Raw genomic sequence first — 19945 nt, 5'->3', positions numbered from 1 at the left:
CAATTTTTGCTAAAAAAGCTCTTTAACTACTAATTAAACTTATTTATAGATAGTCTCTTAATTTTTAATATTTAGCACTATTTTAAGATTATGTCAATAACCAATAAATAGTATTACCTGAGATTGCCATACTTCAATGCCATTCCCGATTTTGTGAAAAGTTATTATTGCATAAAGTTGCTACGTGGATCGATTGTACCTCTGTCATCCCGTGGCTTGACCTTATAGTACCGAGACGTTTTTGTTCTATGTCATTCCCGCGTGGCATTGTTGCATGGCCCGATAAAACGCACTGTGTCACTTAGTTCGCTTGACCACGGAGGCCATAAAAATAACAAACAAATACTAATAATTTTAGTATTTTTAACTGGATACCGTGGTCAAGCCACGGTATGACACCGAACGGATTTTCTGCTCCTCACAAGGCATTGTTGCATGGACCGGTTTTCCCGTCATTGCGAGGAAATTACGAAGTAATTGACGAAGCAATCCAGTTAAAAATTCTGATTTACAGAATTTTTTTATTATTTTTTCTGGATTGCAGCAAAGCTTCGCTCCTCGCAATGACGGTTCAAATATCCACGTAGGCAATGCCCGCTCGCAATGATGATTCAGTACTTATGCAGCAAGGCTTGCAAAATGAAAAAGAAATTCATTTCTTAAACTATGTATTTTCTGTTTGTTCTAATACCGTTTGCCCTATTAATTGCGATAGAACATCTTGACCTGCAGTCCAGCTTACTGGTGGCTCTTCACCTGTTAAACTGGTATCATAACAATCATTAATCTTAACAAATTAATATTATTCACAAGATATAGATACTGATCTGACAAGTTCAATTATTATTTTTCTAATATTTGGATTTTGTACTCTAGTAAATGCTCTAGTTAAAGATAAAAGTTCTCTTTCCATAGTCCTTGATAATTCTTTATAATCAAAAGAGACGTCATTTTCATATTGCCCTTCTTCTTCAGCAATATTATTTAAGAAATCACTTTCTATTTCTTTGAATAGATATTCAATTTTATTATTAGAAGTATTTTCATCGTCAGTTTTTAACTTTTCTTCTTCAGAACTATTAAAGAAATACTTTAAAGGCGTATTTAAAACTTTTGCAAAAACATATAACCTACTTATAGGTATATTACTTAAACCTTCTTCATATTTTTTAACTTGGAGAGCACTAATATCTAAAGCTTGCCCTAATTCTTTTTGACTAATACCTACAGCAAGACGTCGTTCTTTTAAACGTTCACTTGCGAGTTTGTCCGGATGTTTTATTGAATCATTCATTTTAACAATAAGCTTTAATTATTAAAAATCAATTATTAATAAAGCTATTCAACTTTAAATGTAGTATATATATTACTTTATATTTAATCAAGCAACTTTATTAAAAATTTAATATAATAATGCTAAAACCCTTTAGTTATCAAGAATTAAGGCTAATAAATAATTAATTAAAAGTATAAAAACGATGAGTAATAGAATAGTAAAATTACCAAATTGCGAGAATATAGTAGGAGAGTTTAGTTTTTTAGGAATTAAACCTTGAGTATAATTTATTTCATTCAGATTTAGTTTTTCTATTGTTCTACCAAAAGGATCTACTATAGCTGAAATACCGTTATTTGCTACTCTAATCATAGGTAAACCGTTCTCTACGGCTCTACTTCTACTAATATGAAAATGCTGATATGGACCGCTTGATTTACCATACCACGCATCATTTGTAATATTAATTATTACATCGACTATTTCATTATTCGTCCGTACAAAATCAGGAAAAATAGATTCATAACAAATTAAAGGTTTAATTTTAAGATTATATTTTTCAAGATAAACAAGCCCTCCGTCTCCTTCTTTATAATCAATTAAACCGTGAGTTAATTTTTTAAACGGTAGTATCTTTTTAAGAGGCATATACTCACCGAAAGGTACTAAATGTGATTTATGATATTCAAATAATTTATGATCATTTTTATCAAGAGCATACATAGCTGAGTAAAGTTCAAACTCATCACCTTGTTTTTTATTATCCGAGATCCCTCCTGTTATCAAAATAGCATTTGTAGAATTTAGCATTTGTAATAATTCTGATTTAACTTGCGGTATATCATCAGGTACTATTAATGCTGCTTCAGACCAAATAATTAAATCGGTGGGTTCAGAATTTTCCGATAAATTAATATGTAGCATTAAATTATGCCAAAATTCTTCTTCATTCCATTTTTCGGTTTGAGGTATTGAAGGCTGCACTAAGCGTACTTTTATATCAGTGAAATTTGTAGGGTTATTACTTAGCCTTACTGCTCCGTAAATGACAATTACGCTTAATATTAGGACTGAACTAGCTAGTAATATTTTTAACTGAGTAAATTGCTTCCTAAATAAAGGATAAGCTGATGTAGAAATATATATAACTATAAAACTAAGTCCATATATCCCTATTATACTTAAAGTCTGTATTAAAATATCTGAAAACGAGAAAGCATAACCGATCAAATTCCAAGGAAGACCGGTAAAAATCCACGAACGTACCCACTCGAATAATACCCAACATATGCAAAATATAAATTGATAATATTTATTATTCTTAGCAAAAAAGCTAAGCGTGCAGCTTGCCGATATAAAGAAAGCTAAAACTATAGGTAGCCCAAATAACGCAAAAGGAATTGCCCACCAAAAATCTGCAATATAAACGCTAACGCCTATACTTATCCAATATATTCCACTTAAAAAATGTCCAAAACCGAATAAATAACCAAATTTTGCAGCTTCTTGCCAATTTTCGGATTTTTGAACTATATAACATAAGTAAGATAACGTTAATAATGCCGGTATAAAAAAAGTCGGAGCAAAAACTAAACCGCTTAACATCCCTAGCAGTAAACATATGATTTTAGGTTTATACATTTTTATCGATTATTTGTTTACAAAATAATACATCATGCTATCATTTCAGCAAGTTTTAATATAATGAGTAAATAAATGACTACAGGATTACTACAAGGAAAAAAAGGCTTAATTACAGGCATTGCAAATAATATGTCAATATCGTGGGCGATTGCACAGCTTGCTAAAAAACACGGAGCAGAGCTATGGTTTACTTATCAATCGGAAGTACTAGAAAAACGAGTTAAACCACTCGCTGAGGAAATAGGTTGTAATTTTGTTAGCGAACTTGATGTTACGAATCCAAAATCAATTAGTAATTTATTTGATGATATAAAAGAGAAATGGGGTAGCTTCGATTTCTTACTTCACGGTATGGCTTTTGCCGATAAAAATGAATTAAAAGGACGTTATGTTGATACTAGCTTAGAAAATTTTCATAATTCTTTACATATATCATGTTATTCTCTTTTAGAACTCTCAAGGTCCGCAGAAGCCTTAATGCATGACGGCGGAAGCATTGTGACGTTAACTTACTACGGTGCTGAAAAAGTTATACCTAATTATAATGTAATGGGGATTTCTAAAGCTGCACTTGAGGCTAGTGTAAAATATCTAGCAACCGATTTGGGAGAAAATAATATTAGAGTAAACGCTATTTCGGCAGGACCTATCAAAACTCTAGCATCTAGTGCAATAGGTGATTTTAGTACTATGCTTAAATCTCACGCTGCAACCGCACCGTTAAAACGTAATACTACCCAAGAAGATGTAGGAGGAGCAGCAGTATATTTATTTAGTAATTTATCTAAAGGTGTTACCGGTGAAATTCATTATGTAGATTGCGGTTACAATATTATGGGAAGTAATAAATTATAAATTATTATTGCATAGATCATTAAACGTGTTCGATGTCATTCCTGCGTGGCGTTGTTGCGTGTATACTGAAGGTCGTCATTTCGAGGAGCGAAGCGATGCGGCAATCCAGAAAAATAATTAAAAAAATTCTGATATACAGAATTTTTACTGGATTGCTTCGTCAAATTACTGCGTAATTCTTCTCGCAATGACGAAAAATCGATTCATGCAACAATGCTTTCCCGCGTAGGCGGGAATCTAGTCATTAAAAAATATAAATGTACTAAATTTTAAAACTAAAGGCTCAAATAATTTCGCTTTTTTTCTGGATTCCCGCTTTTAGCTAGGAATGACATTATAATCCATGATTTCTTTTTTTGAGGTGTTCGGGTTTTGGAGAAACAGGCGGTTTTTTGGATTTTGCCTGAACCTTTTTAGCTTCTGACGGCAATGCCGGATTATTTAATCTATTTAACTCTTTTGAGATTTATTTAAACTGTTCTTGTACTTCTACCTTTAAAGGAGTATGAGAATTTTTAATTTCACTATTTATTATTTTTCCTATTTTCTCAAGATTTTCTTTAGAAATGGAATATGATTTTATACTTATATAATTAACAATCTTTGACCACCAAGTTTGTCTTTTATCTAATTCTTGATGTATTATATCTACTAAATCATTTTTTTTGAATGTTAATATATAATCAGAAGCTCCTTCTAAGGATTTAGATAAATGCCTTTTTATTTCTTCTCGTCTCTTATCTTCAATACTTACCTTTTTGTCTTTCTCAAGTGTTGTTATTGCTTTTTCAATTATTGAAGATATCTTAATCTCTTTTCCTTCATTTGCTTTATTTTCTAAATTTTCTTTGGTATTAAAATGTATATTGGTTCCTATTTTAGCATCTACTAATTGTTTAACATACTTACCGTTAGGAGCAGCTATTCCTCCTTCTATTTTCAATGCTTCTTCCGGTGATTTTTTATATATTTTCTCATATATTTCTGATTCTCGAAAAAGTGGAGCATATAATAAAAAATTAATACTTTGAGCTATTCTACTATCTACTAAATCTTTAGAATTTCTTTTAGGATAAAATTTTTCTTGTAAAATACGATAGTGATCTAATATTTCCTGGGTTATATCTTTTACATCAAGAGATTGTAATTCTCCTTTATCATTAAATTTTGCTTTCATACCTGAGCGTTTTGCTTCCAACAATAATATTCCTTGAAAAATTTTATTATTAGGAGTACGACAAACAAAATTAGGATCATTATCCGACATTAATTCATTTGCATTTTCCATTATTGCTTGATTGAGCTTATGTAACTGCTCCTTACTAAGCTTTTTATCTAAAAAACTTAAAAAGCTTCCCTTTGTTTTTGCTTACTTGCAGTACTAAAAGCCTGCTGCATCTTTTGCAAAACATCAAAATCAAAATTTTCGTTACCTATTTCTTTGATAACTAAATTTGCTAAATTTTTTGTTTCAGTATTCACTGTTTCTTTTTTATTTTTTGTAGCCATATTTAATATTAATCTAACTTATAATTATTTAAATATTAATGATAGATTAAATTAATTTCTAGAGGTTTTTACTATATTTATAATCAAAACTTTAAGACAGTATCTAGAAAGTCATACTGGACTTTCGCTATTTCCTAGAATTTCTATTGATACTATCTCACCATCTGGTTGACTATGATTTACTAGCTCTAATATATTTGAAGATGCTAAATTGCTAATATAAACACCTTTTACATCATTTAATATAGAATTAAATACATAACTATCTACTTCATCGCCCTTATTAATATCATAGTATGGTTTAAATTTTTCTAATTCACTTACTTTTTTAAACCTCTCTGACTTAAATAATTCTTTTGCTACATCATGTTCTTCGATATATTTACTTACAAGTAAAAACATTATGCTTTGTGCTAAGCTATTTTTAATATAAAATTCTTTTAAGCATTCAATAAAATTTTCAAAAAAACTTACTTCTTCAATTAATTCTTCAAAAGGAATTTGACAATCATGGAACAATTCTTGATATAATTTTTTCTGCAATTCCTCTTTTTCAATTAGTTCTTCAAAAGGAATTTGACAATCATGGAATAATTCCTGATATAATTTTTTCTGTAATTCCTCTTTTTCAAAGTTTTTCAAATAAAAATTATCTACTAATAACTTGTAAAGTTCAAGTATCTTGCTAGGAAAGTTAATTTTTAAAGCTCCTTTTTTATCAACTTCTACAGCAAAATTGTTTCTTTCTGCTTGCAATAATAATATTTCTTGGAAAACTTTATTATTAGTAGTACGACAAACGAAATTAGGATCATCATCCGGCATTAATTTATCTGCATTTTCCATTATTGCTTGACTGAGTTTATGTAATTGCTCTTTATTAAGCTCTTTATCTAAAAAACTTATAAAAGCTTTTCTTTGTTTTTGCTTACTTGCAATGCTAAAAGCCTGCTGCATCTTTTGTAAAATCCCAAAATCAAAATTTTCGTTATCTATTTCTTGGATAACTAAATTTGCTAAATTATGTGATGCTTCATCACATAATTCTTCTCTTTCTAAGTTTCTTTGACCTAACCCGGAATAAACATTGAATCCTGATTCTTTCTTTTGAGCTAATCTAGGATATTTTTCTTCAATTTCTCTAGCTTTAATACAAGAGAGCATAATTTCTTTTAGCTTCATATAATTTATTCCTTAAATTAAAAAGGCTTATTATATTTAGTTAAAAAATATTAACAAGCACTTTATAAAAGATTAAGATAAATTAATTTTTGTTAAGAGGGTGATGCAATAATGCTTTTTTTAAATGATTAGTTTGAAGATGAGTATATATTTGGGTAGTTGATATATCAGCATGACCGAGTAACCCTTGAATTACTCTTAAGTCTGCTCCGCCCTCAAGTAAATGACTTGCAAAGCTGTGGCGTAATATATGAGGAGAAATATGTTCAGGGTTAAGATTGGCATAAAGAGCGGCAGATTTTAACAGAATTGCAAAATTTTGCCTAGTCATATAACCTGCTAAAGCTGATGAGGGAAATAAATAAATGAGATTTTTTGGTTTAGCTTTATTCACAAAAACATCTCTAATTGCAAGATATTTAGCAATAGAGATAACTGCCTGTTCATTTATTACTATGACTCTTTCTTTATTGCCTTTACCAAGTACCGAAAATATTTTTCTTACTTCTCCTTTAGATGTTTTATTAGTCAGAATATCAGTAAGCTTAAGGCTAACAAGCTCCGAGACTCTAAGGCCGCTAGCATAAAGCAAATGAATCATAGCATTAAGCCGTATACCTTCAGGAGAATTATCTTGCGAGCAATATTCAAGTAACGATTTAATTTGATCTATAGACAATATTTCGGGAAGTTTATTTTGATATTTCGGTAAATCTACGTTAAGAACTGGATTAAAGGCAGTATGATTTTCGCTAATTAAAAATTCATAATAGCTTTTTATAGTCGATATTTTTCGGTTAATTGAACGTGCCTGTAAATCATTACTTGCTAGATACTCAATCCAATCTCTAACATTCTCTGTGGTAATATTTAATTCGGATAATCTTTGTTTAGCAAGATAATTTTGAAAATCGAATAGGTCACGCTTATAGCTAAGTATGGAGTTTTTTGATAATGCTCGCTCCGCTAAGAGCATTTCTAGGAATTGCGAAATAAATTCCATAAGATTTTATGATTTTTATATGGAGGCCAGGGTCGGAATCGAACCGACGAATAGAGGATTTGCAGTCCACGGCATTACCACTTTGCTACCCAGCCTTGGTTGTTTTTATTATGTCTATCGTCATTGCGAGCGACTAAAAGGAGCGTGGCAATCCCATGAAGCAGCACAAAATTCCTGAGATTGCCGCGTCAAGGCTTCGCCTTTCCTCACAATGACGTTTTTAAAGCCACTACTAAACCGCTGTAATACTACCAACATCCATACAAAAAAGCAACTATTTTTATCTGATAGCTAGACGAAGTTTAATTTGGAAAAGAGCAAGGCACCTCGGAGCTTTTAACCGCAGCGTAGGACTACTACGTGAGGATTAAAAGCGAGAAGCAACAACGCCAATTTTTCAAATTAAACGAGTATACTCCTAATCCTTGCGGGTTGCTTTAACGATTTATCTTTCATAAAATTCAGGAACTGGCTAACGGAATCTACTATATCGTCATTTTTAATATGAGGAAAATTCAGTAATTCCTTTAAAACTATGCTTGATTGTTTTGGTATTAAAACACTAGCTGATTGAAATAAGGGAACTACCGAGGCGAATCTTGTAACTTTATCTAGTTTTGGCTTAATCCCGATCACTCTAATATTATCGCCTAAAAACCCTATATCTTGAATCAATTGTTGACCACTTGCTTTATCCTCGATTAATATAAATTTTGGCTGATATTCTCTAGCTAATTTTTCTGTCAAATTCTTAAGCTCAGGATAATTAATTTTTTTCCGTACTAATAATACTAGATAATATTTCTGCTCAAGAATCCCCCATATAGTACAAACACTATAATCGGAATCTTCAGAAATTTTAATTGCCGTATCCCAGCTTTGCACAAAATAATCAAACTTCTCAGGTAGAGTTTCATAAAAGCTAATATCCTCCATATTAAGCAAAGATGACCCCCTAGCTATAGGTTCTTGTAAATATTGAGCATTATAATTATAGCTACCTATTTCCTGCTCTAACTTTGCTAAGCAATCAGGAGGTTCTTTATAGCTATCTAAAATCTCACCGCTAAGGTATTGATATTCTTTATTCATTAATTTAAAGGAGTAATCTTGAATGCTAATTGCCGGAATTTTTAAATGATGCCATGAATTGCTACTATTAAGTAGATAACCGGATAAATCATCACTATGAAGACGCTGCATAACTAGAACTATCGCTCCTTTATTACGATTATTCAGTCTGCTCACAAAAGTTTGCTCAAACCAATCTATAACTTTCTTACGTATTTTATAAGAATGGATTTGCGTAGGGTTATGAGGATCATCGATAATTAAGATATCACCCCCTTCGCCTGTTGCCGATCCACCAACCGATGTTGCAAATCTAAAGCCGTTAGCTGTTGTTAAAAACTTACTTTTTTGATTATGTGTTTTACTAAGGATAGTATTCGGAAAAAGTTCCTTATACCAATCGGAATTTAAAATAAACCGACAATCTAGTGAGTGTTTAATGCTAAGTATTTGAGAGTAGCTGGCAGCCATAATCCTTTTGGTGGGACTTGTCCCAAGTAAATAAGCAGGCCAAGCAACACTAACACAAATAGATTTTAAACTCCTTGGCGGTATATTGATTATTAAACGATTAATATCACCGCTTTGCACCGCATTTAAATAATCGGTAATTATTCTTATATGTTTACTTGGGTAATACTCCGCTCCCGGGTTAATAGTATTAAATACCTTAATGATAAAGCTATGAAAATCCTGTCATAAAATAGAATTTAAGAGTTCTTTAGAATGGAGCATTGTACCTACATCGTCATTGCGAGCGACTGAAAGGAGCGTGGCAATCTCGTCAAATATCCTAAGATTGCTTCGTCGAATTACTATGTAATTCTTCTCGCAATGACGTTAAAACCTTATCACAAATTATCATTGCCATTAATCCCCTATAGTATATAATTTTGAAAAATAATATGTTTATTTATGAAGTTACTACGAATTGTTTTTATCACGATCATATGTACTTACTCTTCTATATTTGCAGAGAATTTAGAGTCGGTTACTACAACCGAAGATATTGAAAACGATGTATTTATCCCTCTTGATGAAAATCATCCTGTTTTAAACTCAAACGATAATATTAATGATAGTTCCGAGTTTAAGAGCTATACAAACGGTAAAATTATTGCTCTAAATAAAATTACTGCCACTTCTGAAGAAATTAATTTTAAAGTTGGAGAGGAAAAATATTTCGGTAATATAAAAATCAAATTGCATAAATGTATAAAAAACCTTGATCCGTATAATGAAGATAATTATTTGTTGATGACCATAACGGAATATAAAATAGACGAAGATCCTAATTTACTCTTTCAAGGATGGATGATTTCTTCAAGCATTTCACTTTCAACGTTTGAACACCCAATCTACGAAATTTTTGCTAAAGATTGTTTTTAGATGCAATATTTAATTTCAAGTTTAATATTTTTAATTCCAAGCCTTGGGATGGTAGCAGGCTTATCGGTTGCAGCTACTGTAACAATTTTTTTGCTAATGTTATTTCTGCGAGGTATTAATCGTCATTGCGAACGACTAAAAGGAGCGTGGCAATCTCATAAAGCAGGTCTCCTGAGATTGCTTCGTCAAAACTTACAGTTTTTCCTCGCAATGACGATAAAAACCGAACTATTATTCACCGCTTGGTGCTTTATATCTTGTTTATTCGCAATTCGTCCTATTAATAGTTTAGCTACTTTTATTCAAGTTTTCATACTTTTATTTCTTGGCTTTACAGTTAGTAATTGCGTTCCTTTCGGGAATCGCGTACAGCTTAAGAATTCTCTGATTTTAGGAATTCTCACGGCAATATTATTATTCTTCATCGAATATTCTTCTCACGGTTTTTTAACAAGAACATTCAAAGCTAGTTTTGGTTTATATATGCTAGATCGGGGCTGTGCTTTACTTTCAATTACTTCTTGGGTAGCGATTATAATTTTACTCTCTAGCGGTAAAAGAAGACACGCATTAATGCTATATATATTAGTGCTTTATTTATTAAGTATTTCCGATAGTTTAGCAAGTTTTTTAGGCTTTAGTATAGGAGGAGTAATATTTATTTTAGCAAGGCTTATAAAGCCGATATTTTTCAAATTAATTGCAATAAGTTTAATTACCGGCTCGTTACTATTTCCAGTTATAGCTAAACAAATAGAACCACGAGATTTATCTGAAAAATATTTAGCTACACAACCTTCCGCTGCTCATCGTTTATTTATTTGGCATTTCGTTGCAAACAAAATCACCCTAAAGCCGATTTTAGGCTATGGCTTTGCTTCTTCTAAATATATCAAAGTCAATAATAGTGAAATGATCAATTACAACGGAGAAAAATGGCATCCTTTGCCGCTACACCCTCATAATAATATATTACAAATTACTCTTGAACTCGGTATAATAGGTTTAATATTATTTTTATGCTTAGTTTATAAATACTTAAAACAAATCAATAATATAAAGAGTTCTAATTTTAGAGCAGCTTCTTATTCATGCTTCATAAATTACTATATTATCGGCATGATTTCATATAATATTTGGCAAATATGGTGGATATCAAGCGGCATTTGGGTACTAGTTTTAATGAAGTTACTAGTTAAACCTGATATTGTCGTTGATAATTGATGCTATTTGGTATAGATATAGAATATTGTCATTAAACATACGTCATTGCGAGCAGCCGTAGGCTGCGTGGCAATCTCGTCAAACATCCTGAGATTGCTTCGTCGAATTACTGTGTAATTCTCCTCGCAATGACGAAAAACAATAAAAACATATGCTACAAAACTCAGAACTTTTACAAGAATATCTACCGATTGCTATATTTTTCGGTATTGCGTTATTGGTTTCCGGCTTAATAATGATTTTACCTAACCTATTATCGACAAAGAAATATAATAAAGATAAGCTAGAGCCTTATGAGTGCGGCTTTGAACCATTTAGTGATGCAAGGTCAAAATTTGACATACGTTTTTACTTAGTTGCCATTTTATTTATCATATTTGACCTTGAAATCGCATTTTTAGTGCCTTGGGCTATTAGCCTTAATATGATAGGTAAAATAGGCTTTTTCTCAATGATATTTTTCTTATTCGTACTTACTATCGGGTTCATATATGAATGGAAGAAAGGAGCTTTAGACTGGTAATTATATGAAACACAGTTTTTATCAAGAAGACGAATTATTAAATAATGAGCTTTCTAATAGAGGATTCTTACTAACTAAAGTTGACGATGTTATAGGCTGGGCGAGAGCTAATTCCTTATGGCCTATGACTTTTGGGCTTGCTTGTTGTGCTGTTGAGATGATGCAGGCAGCAGCAAGTAGATATGATATGGATCGCTTCGGTATGTTATTTAGACCGAGCCCAAGACAGTCCGACCTTATGATAGTTGCAGGAACGCTTACTAATAAAATGGCACCGGCATTGCGTAAAGTATATGATCAAATGGCTGAACCTAAATGGGTGCTTTCAATGGGTAGCTGTGCTAATGGCGGCGGCTATTATCATTTCTCTTATTCGGTAGTGCGTGGCTGTGATAGAATCGTACCGGTTGACGTATATGTCCCTGGCTGCCCTCCTACCGCCGAAGCATTAATTTACGGGCTTATGCAATTACAGAAAAAAATTAAACGCACTACGGGTTTTAAGTATGACGCTAGACAAACTCATTGAAAAACTTGCTGCTAAATCTAGCATTTTAATAACACCTATTATAGTTAAGGATTATTTAGCTTATCAAGTTGAACCAAACTTTCTATTACCGTTTTTAAAAGCTTTAAAAGAATCGGAAGAATTACGCTTTACTGTACTTACTGATTTATTTGGAACTGATTTTCCTGAAAGAGATAAAAGATTTGAAGTAATTTACAACTTACTAAGCCTAAAATTAAATAAGCGTCTTATAATAAAAGTATATATATCTGAAAAAGAAACTATACCTTCGGCAATGAACATATTTAATGCCTCTTGCTGGTATGAGCGTGAAGTTTACGATATGTACGGTGTAAATTTTGACGGCAATGACGATAAAAGACGGATACTTACCGATTATGAATTTGAGGGGCATCCTTTGCGTAAAGATTTCCCGTTAACCGGTTATACACAGGTTAAATATGATGAGAAACTAAAGAAAGTGGCTTATGAGCCAGTCGATTTAGACATAGAATATCGTGAGTTTGATTTTAGCTCTCACTGGCATAGCCCGAGTTATGTATTACCCGGGGATGAAAAGGCAACTGATGTCATTCCTGCGAAAGCAGGAATCCAGAAATAGAATTACATCAAAACCGTCATTGCGAGCAGCCTTAGGCTGCGTGGCAATCTCATGAAATAATACTCCTGAGATTGCTTCGTCGAATTACTACGTAATTCTTCTCGCAATGACGTTTGATCAATATATAATTACTAACCATGACTAACAACACTAAAACTATAACTTTAAATCTTGGTCCGCAACATCCGGCAACTCACGGAGTTTTAAGGTTAATTCTTGAGATGGACGGGGAAGTAGTAAATAACGCCGATCCTCATATTGGGTTACTGCATCGTGGTACGGAAAAGCTTATTGAGCATAAAACATATTTGCAGGCTATACCATATTTTGATCGCCTTGATTATGTTTCGCCAATGTGCCAAGAACATGCGTTTGCTTTGGCAGTCGAGTCGTTATTAGAATGCGAAGTCCCTAGAAGAGCTCAGTTTATCAGAGTATTATTCTCAGAATTAACAAGAATTTTAAACCATACTTTGAATATTGGCAGCCAAGCTTTAGATATCGGTGCTACTACTCCTTTATTATGGCTTTTTGAAGAGCGGGAAAAAATCATGGAATTTTACGAGCGTGTTTCCGGCTCTCGTATGCATTCAAACTACTTTAGACCTGGGGGCGTTGCAGAAGATTTACCTGACGGTTTACTTGAAGATATAGATAAGTTTATAGAGCAGTTTCCTCCTAAACTTCATGATATAGAAAGCCTACTAAATGAAAATAGGTTATGGAAACAACGTTTAGTAGATATCGGCGTTGTGTCTCAAAAAGAGGCAATGGATTGGGGGTTTTCAGGACCGATGCTTAGAGGTTCAGGCATAGCTTGGGATTTACGCAAGTCAAACCCTTATGACGTTTACGATGAAATCGACTTTAAAGTACCAATCGGCAAAAACGGTGATTGTTACGACAGATATTTTGTTCGTATGCTTGAAATGTATGAATCTATTAAGATAATCAAGCAATGTATAGAGAAAATGCCGAAAGGTGCAGTTAAAACCGATGATCCTAAATTAACACCACCAACAAGAGCCAAAATGAAAGAATCTATGGAAGCGATGATTCATCATTTTAAGCTCTATACGGAAGGATATGACGTCCCAGCCGGTGAGACCTACAAAGCAGTAGAAGCTCCTAAAGGCGAGTTTGGTGTATATTTATACTCGCAAGGAGGTAATAGACCTTATAGATGCCGAATTAAAGCCCCAGGCTTTGCTCATTTGCAAGGACTAGATTTTATATCTAAAGGTCATTTAATGGCAGATGTTATTACTATTATTGCAACGCTTGATATAGTATTTGGTGAGATAGATAGGTAGACTCGTCATTACGAGCAGGCATTGCCTGCGTGGACATTAAGCCGTCATTGCGAGCGACTGCAAGGAGCATGGCAATCTCAGGATTTTAGCCCGAGATTGCTTCGCCCTGATTACTACGTAATTCTTCTCGCAATGACGATGAAATCGAGCCACACAGAAACAACACAAAAAATATATGAGTACAAATTTTACATTTGATAAGAAAAATTTAAATCTAGCAGAAGATATTATCAAAAAATATCCACCGCATGGAAAAAGAAGTGCTATATTGCCGCTGCTTGATTTAGCACAACGTCAAAATGGCGGTTGGCTACCCGTGCCTGCTATCGAGTATGTCGCAAATATGCTAGAAATGCCTTATATGCGGGCTTATGAGGTTGCAACTTTTTATAGCATGTTCAACTTAAAGCGAGTTGGTAAATATCATATTCAAGTATGTACTACTACCCCTTGCTGGCTGCATGGTAGTGATGATATCATGAAAATTTGTGAAAAGAAATTAGGTATAAAACTCAAAGAAACCACTGAAGATCAAAAATTTACTTTAAGTGAGATAGAATGTTTAGGAGCATGCGTTAACGCTCCGGTCGTACAAATCAATGATGATTATTATGAAGATCTAACTGAAGAAAAAATGGAAAAACTAATAGATGAGTACTCAAATGATTTTAAGAATTGAATTTTATTTTGAAAGGTGAACACCCGCAGCCTATACTTAATAGGTGAGAATGTGAATCCTTAAAAAAATGAAAGAGCAATTCTTAAAATCAGAAGAGTAAACTGCAAAATGACTAGAATCTTATTATTATTACTTAGATTTTATCAATATTTCATTTCCCCGCTACTCGGCAATAATTGCCGCTTTCATCCCACTTGTTCAGAATATGCTAAAGAAGCTATAACAACACACGGCACACTTAAAGGCTTATGGCTTACCTTTAAAAGAATCATAAAATGCCAACCGTTTTGTAATGGTGGTTATGATGCTGTTCCACTCTCTATAAAAAATTCCAAATTATTTAATAAGAAAATATAAATTATGTTTATTGTAAATCTTAAATATACCTTAGGCTTAGACCTTTCTTCCATTGAAAAATTTATTACAGAACATAGAAAATTTTTAGATAAATATTATGATAAGGGATATTTTATTTTATCAGGTCCTATACATCCGAGAATTGGTGGTATTATTTTAGCTAATATAGAAAAACTAAATCAACTTAAAGATATATTAAAAGAAGACCCCTTTTACATTAATGATATAGCGGAATATGAAATTACTGAATTCACTCCTACAAAATGGCACAAAAATTTAAATATCTTTATAAAAAAATATGAATAAATTAATCCTTTTACCTCGTGAATTTTTTGCAAGAGATACTAACTTAGTAAGCACTGAATTAATCGGTAAAGTCTTATATTTCCAGGGTAAAACGGCTATCATTACTGAAACTGAAAGCTATATAGGACAGGATGATCCTGCTTGCCATGCAGCAAGAGGGCGTACCAAAAGAACAGATATAATGTTTGGTCCTGCAGGCTTTAGCTATGTCTATTTAATTTACGGAATGTATTATTGTTTAAACTTCGTAACCGAGACTGAAGGATTCCCCGCTGCTACTTTAATAAGAGGCGTACATGTTATTTCACCTGAAAATCTATATTTAAATGGTCCGGGTAAATTATGTAAATATTTAGGAATTAATATCTCTCATAATAAATGCGATCTTATAAATAACAACGAATTTTTTGTCAGCGATATCGGCTTAAAGCTCCCCTACTCTACTACTACCCGCATCGGTATTACCAAAGGCACGGATAAATTATGGCGTTATGTTGTTACTGATATCATTAGACTTCCTGCATAAGTCATCTTATAAAGAGGAATTTGAAGGAGACACTACACCTCGAACCGCAGCGTATATAGACATACGTGAGGATTCGAGTACCGGATCGACGTACAAATTACCTTTAGAAGTGATTTATGCAGGAAGTCTTAATTTAATCTCTCAATATAATGTACAGCCTTAATAAGGTCATATTGATTAACGGCAAAAGGACCACGGAAAGGTTTATCAAGGATAAATAATAAAAAAAGCATTGATGATGGAGTGATACAAACTAAACCAACCGAAATCTTATGTAAATAAAGCTTGGTTCCAAGCATACAGACAAAAATTAAATTAATAGCGGTCATTATACATACAACTATCCAATATTGAATATTTAAGGAAAAATAGGACATTTTAATCCTGTTATACCTTACGGTATAAAGCTCTTTTATCTCCTCAATGATTTCCTGCTTAGTAAATAGCTGCATTTGCTCGCTTGCTTTATAAGCTTGTAGTCGCTTATTAATATCTTGGAGGAAAATAAGAGCTTCATGACCAATTTTCTTGCCGTCTTTCATTAATTGCCATTCACGCTGCATTACATCTTTGATATAATTTTTAATATCTAGATAAATTGCAGGTCTCTCATTTTATGGGGAAGCCAACCTACACTATCTGCAAGCCTCATCAACACTATAGATTCTGCTGCCACCCCTTCTTGTGCTTTATTAAAATTACCGAGTAAATAAATTAATACAAAACCGGTTGATACCGCATACATACTACCGACTACACCTGATAAAAACCCGCCAAGACTTCCAAGCTCTTCTTTTTGAAAATTATTAGGAATAATGTATTTTGTTAAATATAAACATCCCGCACAAAAACTCATCAAAACAATATTTATTATGATGAATAAAACAATATTAGGAACGGTATAGATAAAGTCAATTATATGATTAACCATAAGCATTGTAATTTTTACGTTATGTCATTCCCACAGGGCATTAGTCTTGTTGTATGGATACCTAGTCGTCATTGCGAGCTACACTTCCGTCTCTTCTAAGACCCCCGTAGAATCAGCAAGTTTAGTAATTTTCTCAATTTTTAACCGAGCTTCTTTTAGTTTTTTCTCACAATGATTCTTAAGTAAAATACCTCTTTCAAAGCTATTAACTGCCGTCTCTAGACTCTCTTGTCCATTATCTATTTTTTTAACAATTTCCTCAAGCTCTTTTAAAGCTTCTTCAAAGCTAATATTTTCTTCTAAAGTTTTCGTATTGGTCATTTATTTTTGTTTTTTAATGGTTAACTGAATCAGCAGCTTCTTCTGTTTTTGTTTGTGGTATAAGTAATTTTTTTAGCTCACTACTATCAAAAGTTTTCTTAGGAGCAAAAATACTCCCTTGCATTTTTATATTAAGATGTACCAAACTATCTTTATCGGAACTTGTATTTGAGGGATTTAATTTAACAAGCCTTGCCGGTACGTAAAATGATAAAATACTAGATGCATCCATATCAAAATTATATATATTAACTGCAAAAGAAGCCGCACCGCTACTATATTGTGTTGCAAATTTTACTTTCTTTAAAAGGGCAATACCTTTTTGTAGTTCAATATCACCGCTTATACCTCTAATATTTTCTTGTCCTGTGGTTATAGCAGTATTTATATCTTTATCTAAATTTTGTACCTTATAATCAGCTGTATTAATTTTTTCTATAAAAGAATCAATTCCAAAATTATTAACATCTATATTGTTTATAGCAAATTGTGATTTTGTAGTAAGGTTATATAGCTGGCTTTGAAGGCTATTACCGTTAGTCCCTAAACTACCGCTTATACTTACTTTTCCGCTACTTGCAGTAAATATTTTAGGCATAAGAGCCGAAACTTTATCTAAATCTATTGTATTTAAAGCATATACGAAATTTATAGAATAAGGTTCCAATAAAATATTGCCGCTACCTTGAAGCTTGCCGCCTAATAATTCTGCTTCAATATTATTAAATTGTAATAGATTATTATTATTTGCTACATAAAATTTAACATTTTTCAATATTAAATTATTCTGTGATAATGTTGATAATGTCCCGTAAAATTGCAATATAGCTTTATCTAAACTATAATCATTTATTAATTTATTTCTTAAATTAAGCATTCCTGCCGGTGATAATAAATCAGTAGTAAGATTACCGTCCTTAATTTCTATGGTCAAAGACGGTAATACACTTGAAGCATCTAAGTTCCAGCTAGTTGATAAATAGCTGCCCGCGGTTTTAAAATCTAAATTACTAATTTTTATATTAGCCGGTACGATTTTAGCAAGCAAATTCATTTTGTCAAATACATGATCATTATACTTAACACTATCTATCAAAATATCTAAATTAGCTAAATATCCTATTGTTCTAATAGGAATAAATTTACTTGGATAATCTAAAGTTTTCATATCTTTAGTTAAATTTTTTGTAAATTCGATAAGAGGCGAAATTATCGGATACGTCCTACCGCTTAAGTCAAGTGAAGATATATTAAGCGTAGCATCTAAACGAGGTGTTTGAGCAATAAATTTACTAGAAAAATTTCCCGATAAATTTAAATTGTCCGTTTTAAGTAATAAATTTTTAAAAAATAAATCTATTAAAGTGAGTTTTAAATCCGACGACAAGCTAAAAGGAATAGCTTCTTTAATAGTAACATCGTTAAATCCTAAAATATTCAGTAACAAATTTATATCATTATGCTTTAAATATAGCTGTCCATCGAACATACTTCTAACAGCATTCTGTGTTACATTACCTGTAAGCTTAAATTCTCCACCTGACTTAATATTACCTGAAAGTTCATTTATCTTTAAAGTACCCTTTGATAAGTTAGAAGAAAAGACTATTTTTTCTAGTGCTTCATTACTACTTAAAATTATTTCGTTAATTGCTATGTCTGCTTTAAGTAATTTATCAGCAAAAATAAATCTAATATTTGAAGAAAAAGTATTAAATGTTACCTCTGCATTTGGAGAAATTAACGAACTTAGATCTATTTTAGGAAAATCTAATTTCACATTAGTAGTAATATTATCATTTTTAGCAATGTTAACAAATCCATTACCTGTAATAAAAGAGGATGCTATTACTATGTCTTTTAGCTCTATTTCATCTTCATTATTTGAAATATTAAATTTAACGTTTACTGCCTCATTTTGATTAAATTTATTAAAAAGATGGTTTAAATCCGGTAATATATTATACATTACCGATGCTAAATTTTTAATCTGATATTCACCGCTACCGCTAGTAAGCTTAAAATCTTTGTAAATTTGCGATAGCTTAAAACCATAATCATTATTATCAATATCAAGACTAAAATCTACTATATCGTCACGTTTATTAATTGAACCTGAAATTTTACCTATATAGTTACTTGTAGTTTTAAATATGTAATTAGATGATAAAGCATTTTCTTTTTTTAATATACAATTATTAAAATTTAAAATAGAATAATCTTGTTTATTAATAATACTTAGATTAGTAACATTTAGATTTATATTTTGTAATTTATATTTAAAGAAATTCTTTATTAACTCTTCATGATTATAAATATTTAATACATTAGAATTAGAATAAAATTTAGCATCTAATATGTCTATTTTATTAATTTTAGGATTAAATTTTATAAGCGACCACAACGAAAAATGAATTTTAATCTGCTCTAAATCTAACTCTCCTCCTTCCTTTATCGTCTCAATAATTAAATAAGGCAAAGGAAATTTATTCATCTTTATTTTACCAATATTTTCTTTTGCAATTCCTAAATGACTGGTAAGATTATTGGTAACCGAATTGTAGTTAACAAAAGATAATGCACCAAAGATTATAAATAACAATAATGAGAAACAAATTATGATGCCGGCAGCTATTTTTTTTATCATGTCTGTAAAAAAGTTTTTAAATATATTATTATATATAACTATCAAAATTTAAAGGTAAA

Annotated in this window: 17 protein-coding genes, 1 tRNA gene and 6 pseudogenes; 12 read left to right on the top strand and 12 right to left on the bottom strand. The window is 31.7% G+C overall.

From position 1 onward, the window contains the following. Positions 1-442 precede the first annotated feature (442 nt). The 4 genes and pseudogenes from RF_RS11945 to lnt form a co-directional block, all read right to left on the bottom strand. Positions 443-615: pseudogene (locus RF_RS11945) on the bottom strand (zinc ABC transporter substrate-binding protein); the annotation flags it as partial. 49 nt (positions 616-664) lie between these two features. Next, positions 665-784: pseudogene (locus RF_RS08785) on the bottom strand (negative regulator of beta-lactamase); the annotation flags it as partial. An 18-nt stretch (positions 785-802) separates the two neighbouring features. Continuing rightward, positions 803-1294, bottom strand: coding sequence for a helix-turn-helix domain-containing protein (locus tag RF_RS03095; RefSeq protein WP_011270909.1), 492 nt, complete (start codon positions 1292-1294; stop codon positions 803-805). 132 nt (positions 1295-1426) lie between these two features. Beyond that, on the bottom strand, positions 1427-2917 hold the full coding sequence (gene lnt / locus RF_RS03090; protein ID WP_011270908.1) for an apolipoprotein N-acyltransferase: 1491 nt from the start codon (positions 2915-2917) through the stop codon (positions 1427-1429). Between the two features lie 75 nt (positions 2918-2992). On the opposite strand from lnt, the gene fabI reads away from it, so the two are divergent. Beyond that, complete coding sequence (gene fabI / locus RF_RS03085) at positions 2993-3775, top strand: enoyl-ACP reductase FabI (protein ID WP_011270907.1); 783 nt, start codon at positions 2993-2995, stop codon at positions 3773-3775. A 334-nt stretch (positions 3776-4109) separates the two neighbouring features. Here the strand turns inward: fabI and RF_RS03080 are convergent. From RF_RS03080 to terL, 5 genes and pseudogenes are all read right to left on the bottom strand, one after another. Continuing rightward, positions 4110-5284 (bottom strand): annotated as a pseudogene (locus tag RF_RS03080) (DUF5410 family protein). A 111-nt stretch (positions 5285-5395) separates the two neighbouring features. Then, the gene (locus RF_RS03075) at positions 5396-6466 is read right to left on the bottom strand and encodes a DUF5410 family protein (RefSeq protein ID WP_011270904.1); all 1071 of its coding nucleotides are present in this window, start codon (positions 6464-6466) and stop codon (positions 5396-5398) included. An 82-nt stretch (positions 6467-6548) separates the two neighbouring features. After that, positions 6549-7469, bottom strand: coding sequence for a site-specific tyrosine recombinase XerD (locus RF_RS03070; protein WP_011270903.1), 921 nt, complete (start codon positions 7467-7469; stop codon positions 6549-6551). 20 nt (positions 7470-7489) lie between these two features. Then, a tRNA-Cys gene (locus RF_RS03065) sits at positions 7490-7564 on the bottom strand. A gap of 307 nt (positions 7565-7871) precedes the next feature. Then, positions 7872-9131: a phage terminase large subunit gene (gene terL, locus RF_RS03060; RefSeq protein WP_011270902.1), complete on the bottom strand. Its 1260-nt coding sequence runs from the start codon at positions 9129-9131 to the stop codon at positions 7872-7874. Between the two features lie 324 nt (positions 9132-9455). Here terL and RF_RS03055 point away from each other — a divergent pair, with 324 nt between their 5' ends. From RF_RS03055 to RF_RS08780, 11 genes and pseudogenes are all read left to right on the top strand, one after another. Further along, positions 9456-9929: a DUF2155 domain-containing protein gene (locus RF_RS03055; RefSeq protein WP_011270901.1), complete on the top strand. Its 474-nt coding sequence runs from the start codon at positions 9456-9458 to the stop codon at positions 9927-9929. Continuing rightward, positions 9930-11153, top strand: a complete 1224-nt coding sequence (locus RF_RS03050; protein ID WP_011270900.1) for an O-antigen ligase family protein — start codon at positions 9930-9932, stop codon at positions 11151-11153. It begins immediately after the preceding gene. A gap of 151 nt (positions 11154-11304) precedes the next feature. Beyond that, a complete protein-coding gene (locus RF_RS03045; RefSeq protein WP_011270899.1) occupies positions 11305-11676 on the top strand; it encodes an NADH-quinone oxidoreductase subunit A in 372 nt (123 codons plus the stop codon). A 4-nt stretch (positions 11677-11680) separates the two neighbouring features. Next, on the top strand, positions 11681-12205 hold the full coding sequence (locus tag RF_RS03040; protein ID WP_011270898.1) for a NuoB/complex I 20 kDa subunit family protein: 525 nt from the start codon (positions 11681-11683) through the stop codon (positions 12203-12205). Next, a complete protein-coding gene (locus RF_RS03035; RefSeq protein WP_011270897.1) occupies positions 12183-12806 on the top strand; it encodes an NADH-quinone oxidoreductase subunit C in 624 nt (207 codons plus the stop codon). The genes RF_RS03040 and RF_RS03035 overlap by 23 nt, the downstream gene beginning before the upstream one ends. A gap of 137 nt (positions 12807-12943) precedes the next feature. Next, the gene (gene nuoD, locus RF_RS03030) at positions 12944-14119 is read left to right on the top strand and encodes an NADH dehydrogenase (quinone) subunit D (RefSeq protein WP_011270896.1); all 1176 of its coding nucleotides are present in this window, start codon (positions 12944-12946) and stop codon (positions 14117-14119) included. Positions 14120-14285: 166 nt separating this feature from the next. Then, a pseudogene (gene nuoE, locus RF_RS03025) lies at positions 14286-14798 on the top strand (NADH-quinone oxidoreductase subunit NuoE); the annotation flags it as partial. Positions 14799-14906: 108 nt separating this feature from the next. Continuing rightward, a complete protein-coding gene (yidD, locus tag RF_RS03020) occupies positions 14907-15155 on the top strand; it encodes a membrane protein insertion efficiency factor YidD (protein WP_011270894.1) in 249 nt (82 codons plus the stop codon). Between the two features lie 3 nt (positions 15156-15158). After that, positions 15159-15461, top strand: coding sequence for a YciI family protein (locus RF_RS03015; protein ID WP_011270893.1), 303 nt, complete (start codon positions 15159-15161; stop codon positions 15459-15461). Then, the gene (locus tag RF_RS03010; RefSeq protein ID WP_011270892.1) at positions 15454-15987 is read left to right on the top strand and encodes a DNA-3-methyladenine glycosylase; all 534 of its coding nucleotides are present in this window, start codon (positions 15454-15456) and stop codon (positions 15985-15987) included. The genes RF_RS03015 and RF_RS03010 overlap by 8 nt, the downstream gene beginning before the upstream one ends. Then, positions 15971-16105, top strand: a pseudogene (locus tag RF_RS08780) (palindromic element RPE1 domain-containing protein); the annotation flags it as partial. The gene RF_RS03010 and the pseudogene RF_RS08780, both read left to right, overlap by 17 nt. Before the next feature lie 10 nt (positions 16106-16115). On the opposite strand, the pseudogene RF_RS03005 reads toward RF_RS08780, so the two are convergent. The 3 genes and pseudogenes from RF_RS03005 to RF_RS02995 all read right to left on the bottom strand — a co-directional run bounded on the left by RF_RS03005 (position 16116) and on the right by RF_RS02995 (position 19886). Then, positions 16116-16843: pseudogene (locus tag RF_RS03005) on the bottom strand (bestrophin-like domain). 153 nt (positions 16844-16996) lie between these two features. Next, entirely contained in the window at positions 16997-17239 is a 243-nt protein-coding gene (locus RF_RS03000; protein WP_011270889.1) for an exodeoxyribonuclease VII small subunit, read from the bottom strand. Positions 17240-17252: 13 nt separating this feature from the next. Beyond that, entirely contained in the window at positions 17253-19886 is a 2634-nt protein-coding gene (locus RF_RS02995; protein ID WP_011270888.1) for an AsmA-like C-terminal region-containing protein, read from the bottom strand. Positions 19887-19945: the final 59 nt, after the last annotated feature.

It is taken from the genome of Rickettsia felis URRWXCal2 (assembly GCA_000012145.1).
Classification (GTDB): Bacteria; Pseudomonadota; Alphaproteobacteria; order Rickettsiales; family Rickettsiaceae; genus Rickettsia; species Rickettsia felis.
Note: the sequence above shows the minus strand (reverse complement) of the source record. Positions and strands in the feature narration are given on the sequence as shown.

What these genes read in the sequence shown, in the direction of transcription:
- RF_RS03045 (WP_011270899.1), top strand. Translation starts at nt 11,305, where the DNA reads ATGCTACAAAACTCAGAACTTTTACAAGAATATCTACCGATTGCTATA.
- RF_RS03035 (WP_011270897.1), top strand. Translation starts at nt 12,183, where the DNA reads ATGACGCTAGACAAACTCATTGAAAAACTTGCTGCTAAATCTAGCATT.
- yidD (WP_011270894.1), top strand. Translation starts at nt 14,907, where the DNA reads ATGACTAGAATCTTATTATTATTACTTAGATTTTATCAATATTTCATT.
- RF_RS03075 (WP_011270904.1), bottom strand. Translation starts at nt 6,466, where the DNA reads ATGAAGCTAAAAGAAATTATGCTCTCTTGTATTAAAGCTAGAGAAATT.
- RF_RS03015 (WP_011270893.1), top strand. Translation starts at nt 15,159, where the DNA reads ATGTTTATTGTAAATCTTAAATATACCTTAGGCTTAGACCTTTCTTCC.
- fabI (WP_011270907.1), top strand. Translation starts at nt 2,993, where the DNA reads ATGACTACAGGATTACTACAAGGAAAAAAAGGCTTAATTACAGGCATT.
- RF_RS03000 (WP_011270889.1), bottom strand. Translation starts at nt 17,239, where the DNA reads ATGACCAATACGAAAACTTTAGAAGAAAATATTAGCTTTGAAGAAGCT.
- lnt (WP_011270908.1), bottom strand. Translation starts at nt 2,917, where the DNA reads ATGTATAAACCTAAAATCATATGTTTACTGCTAGGGATGTTAAGCGGT.
- RF_RS03070 (WP_011270903.1), bottom strand. Translation starts at nt 7,469, where the DNA reads ATGGAATTTATTTCGCAATTCCTAGAAATGCTCTTAGCGGAGCGAGCA.
- nuoD (WP_011270896.1), top strand. Translation starts at nt 12,944, where the DNA reads ATGACTAACAACACTAAAACTATAACTTTAAATCTTGGTCCGCAACAT.
- RF_RS03050 (WP_011270900.1), top strand. Translation starts at nt 9,930, where the DNA reads ATGCAATATTTAATTTCAAGTTTAATATTTTTAATTCCAAGCCTTGGG.
- RF_RS03040 (WP_011270898.1), top strand. Translation starts at nt 11,681, where the DNA reads ATGAAACACAGTTTTTATCAAGAAGACGAATTATTAAATAATGAGCTT.
- RF_RS03010 (WP_011270892.1), top strand. Translation starts at nt 15,454, where the DNA reads ATGAATAAATTAATCCTTTTACCTCGTGAATTTTTTGCAAGAGATACT.
- RF_RS03095 (WP_011270909.1), bottom strand. Translation starts at nt 1,294, where the DNA reads ATGAATGATTCAATAAAACATCCGGACAAACTCGCAAGTGAACGTTTA.
- RF_RS02995 (WP_011270888.1), bottom strand. Translation starts at nt 19,886, where the DNA reads ATGATAAAAAAAATAGCTGCCGGCATCATAATTTGTTTCTCATTATTG.
- RF_RS03055 (WP_011270901.1), top strand. Translation starts at nt 9,456, where the DNA reads ATGAAGTTACTACGAATTGTTTTTATCACGATCATATGTACTTACTCT.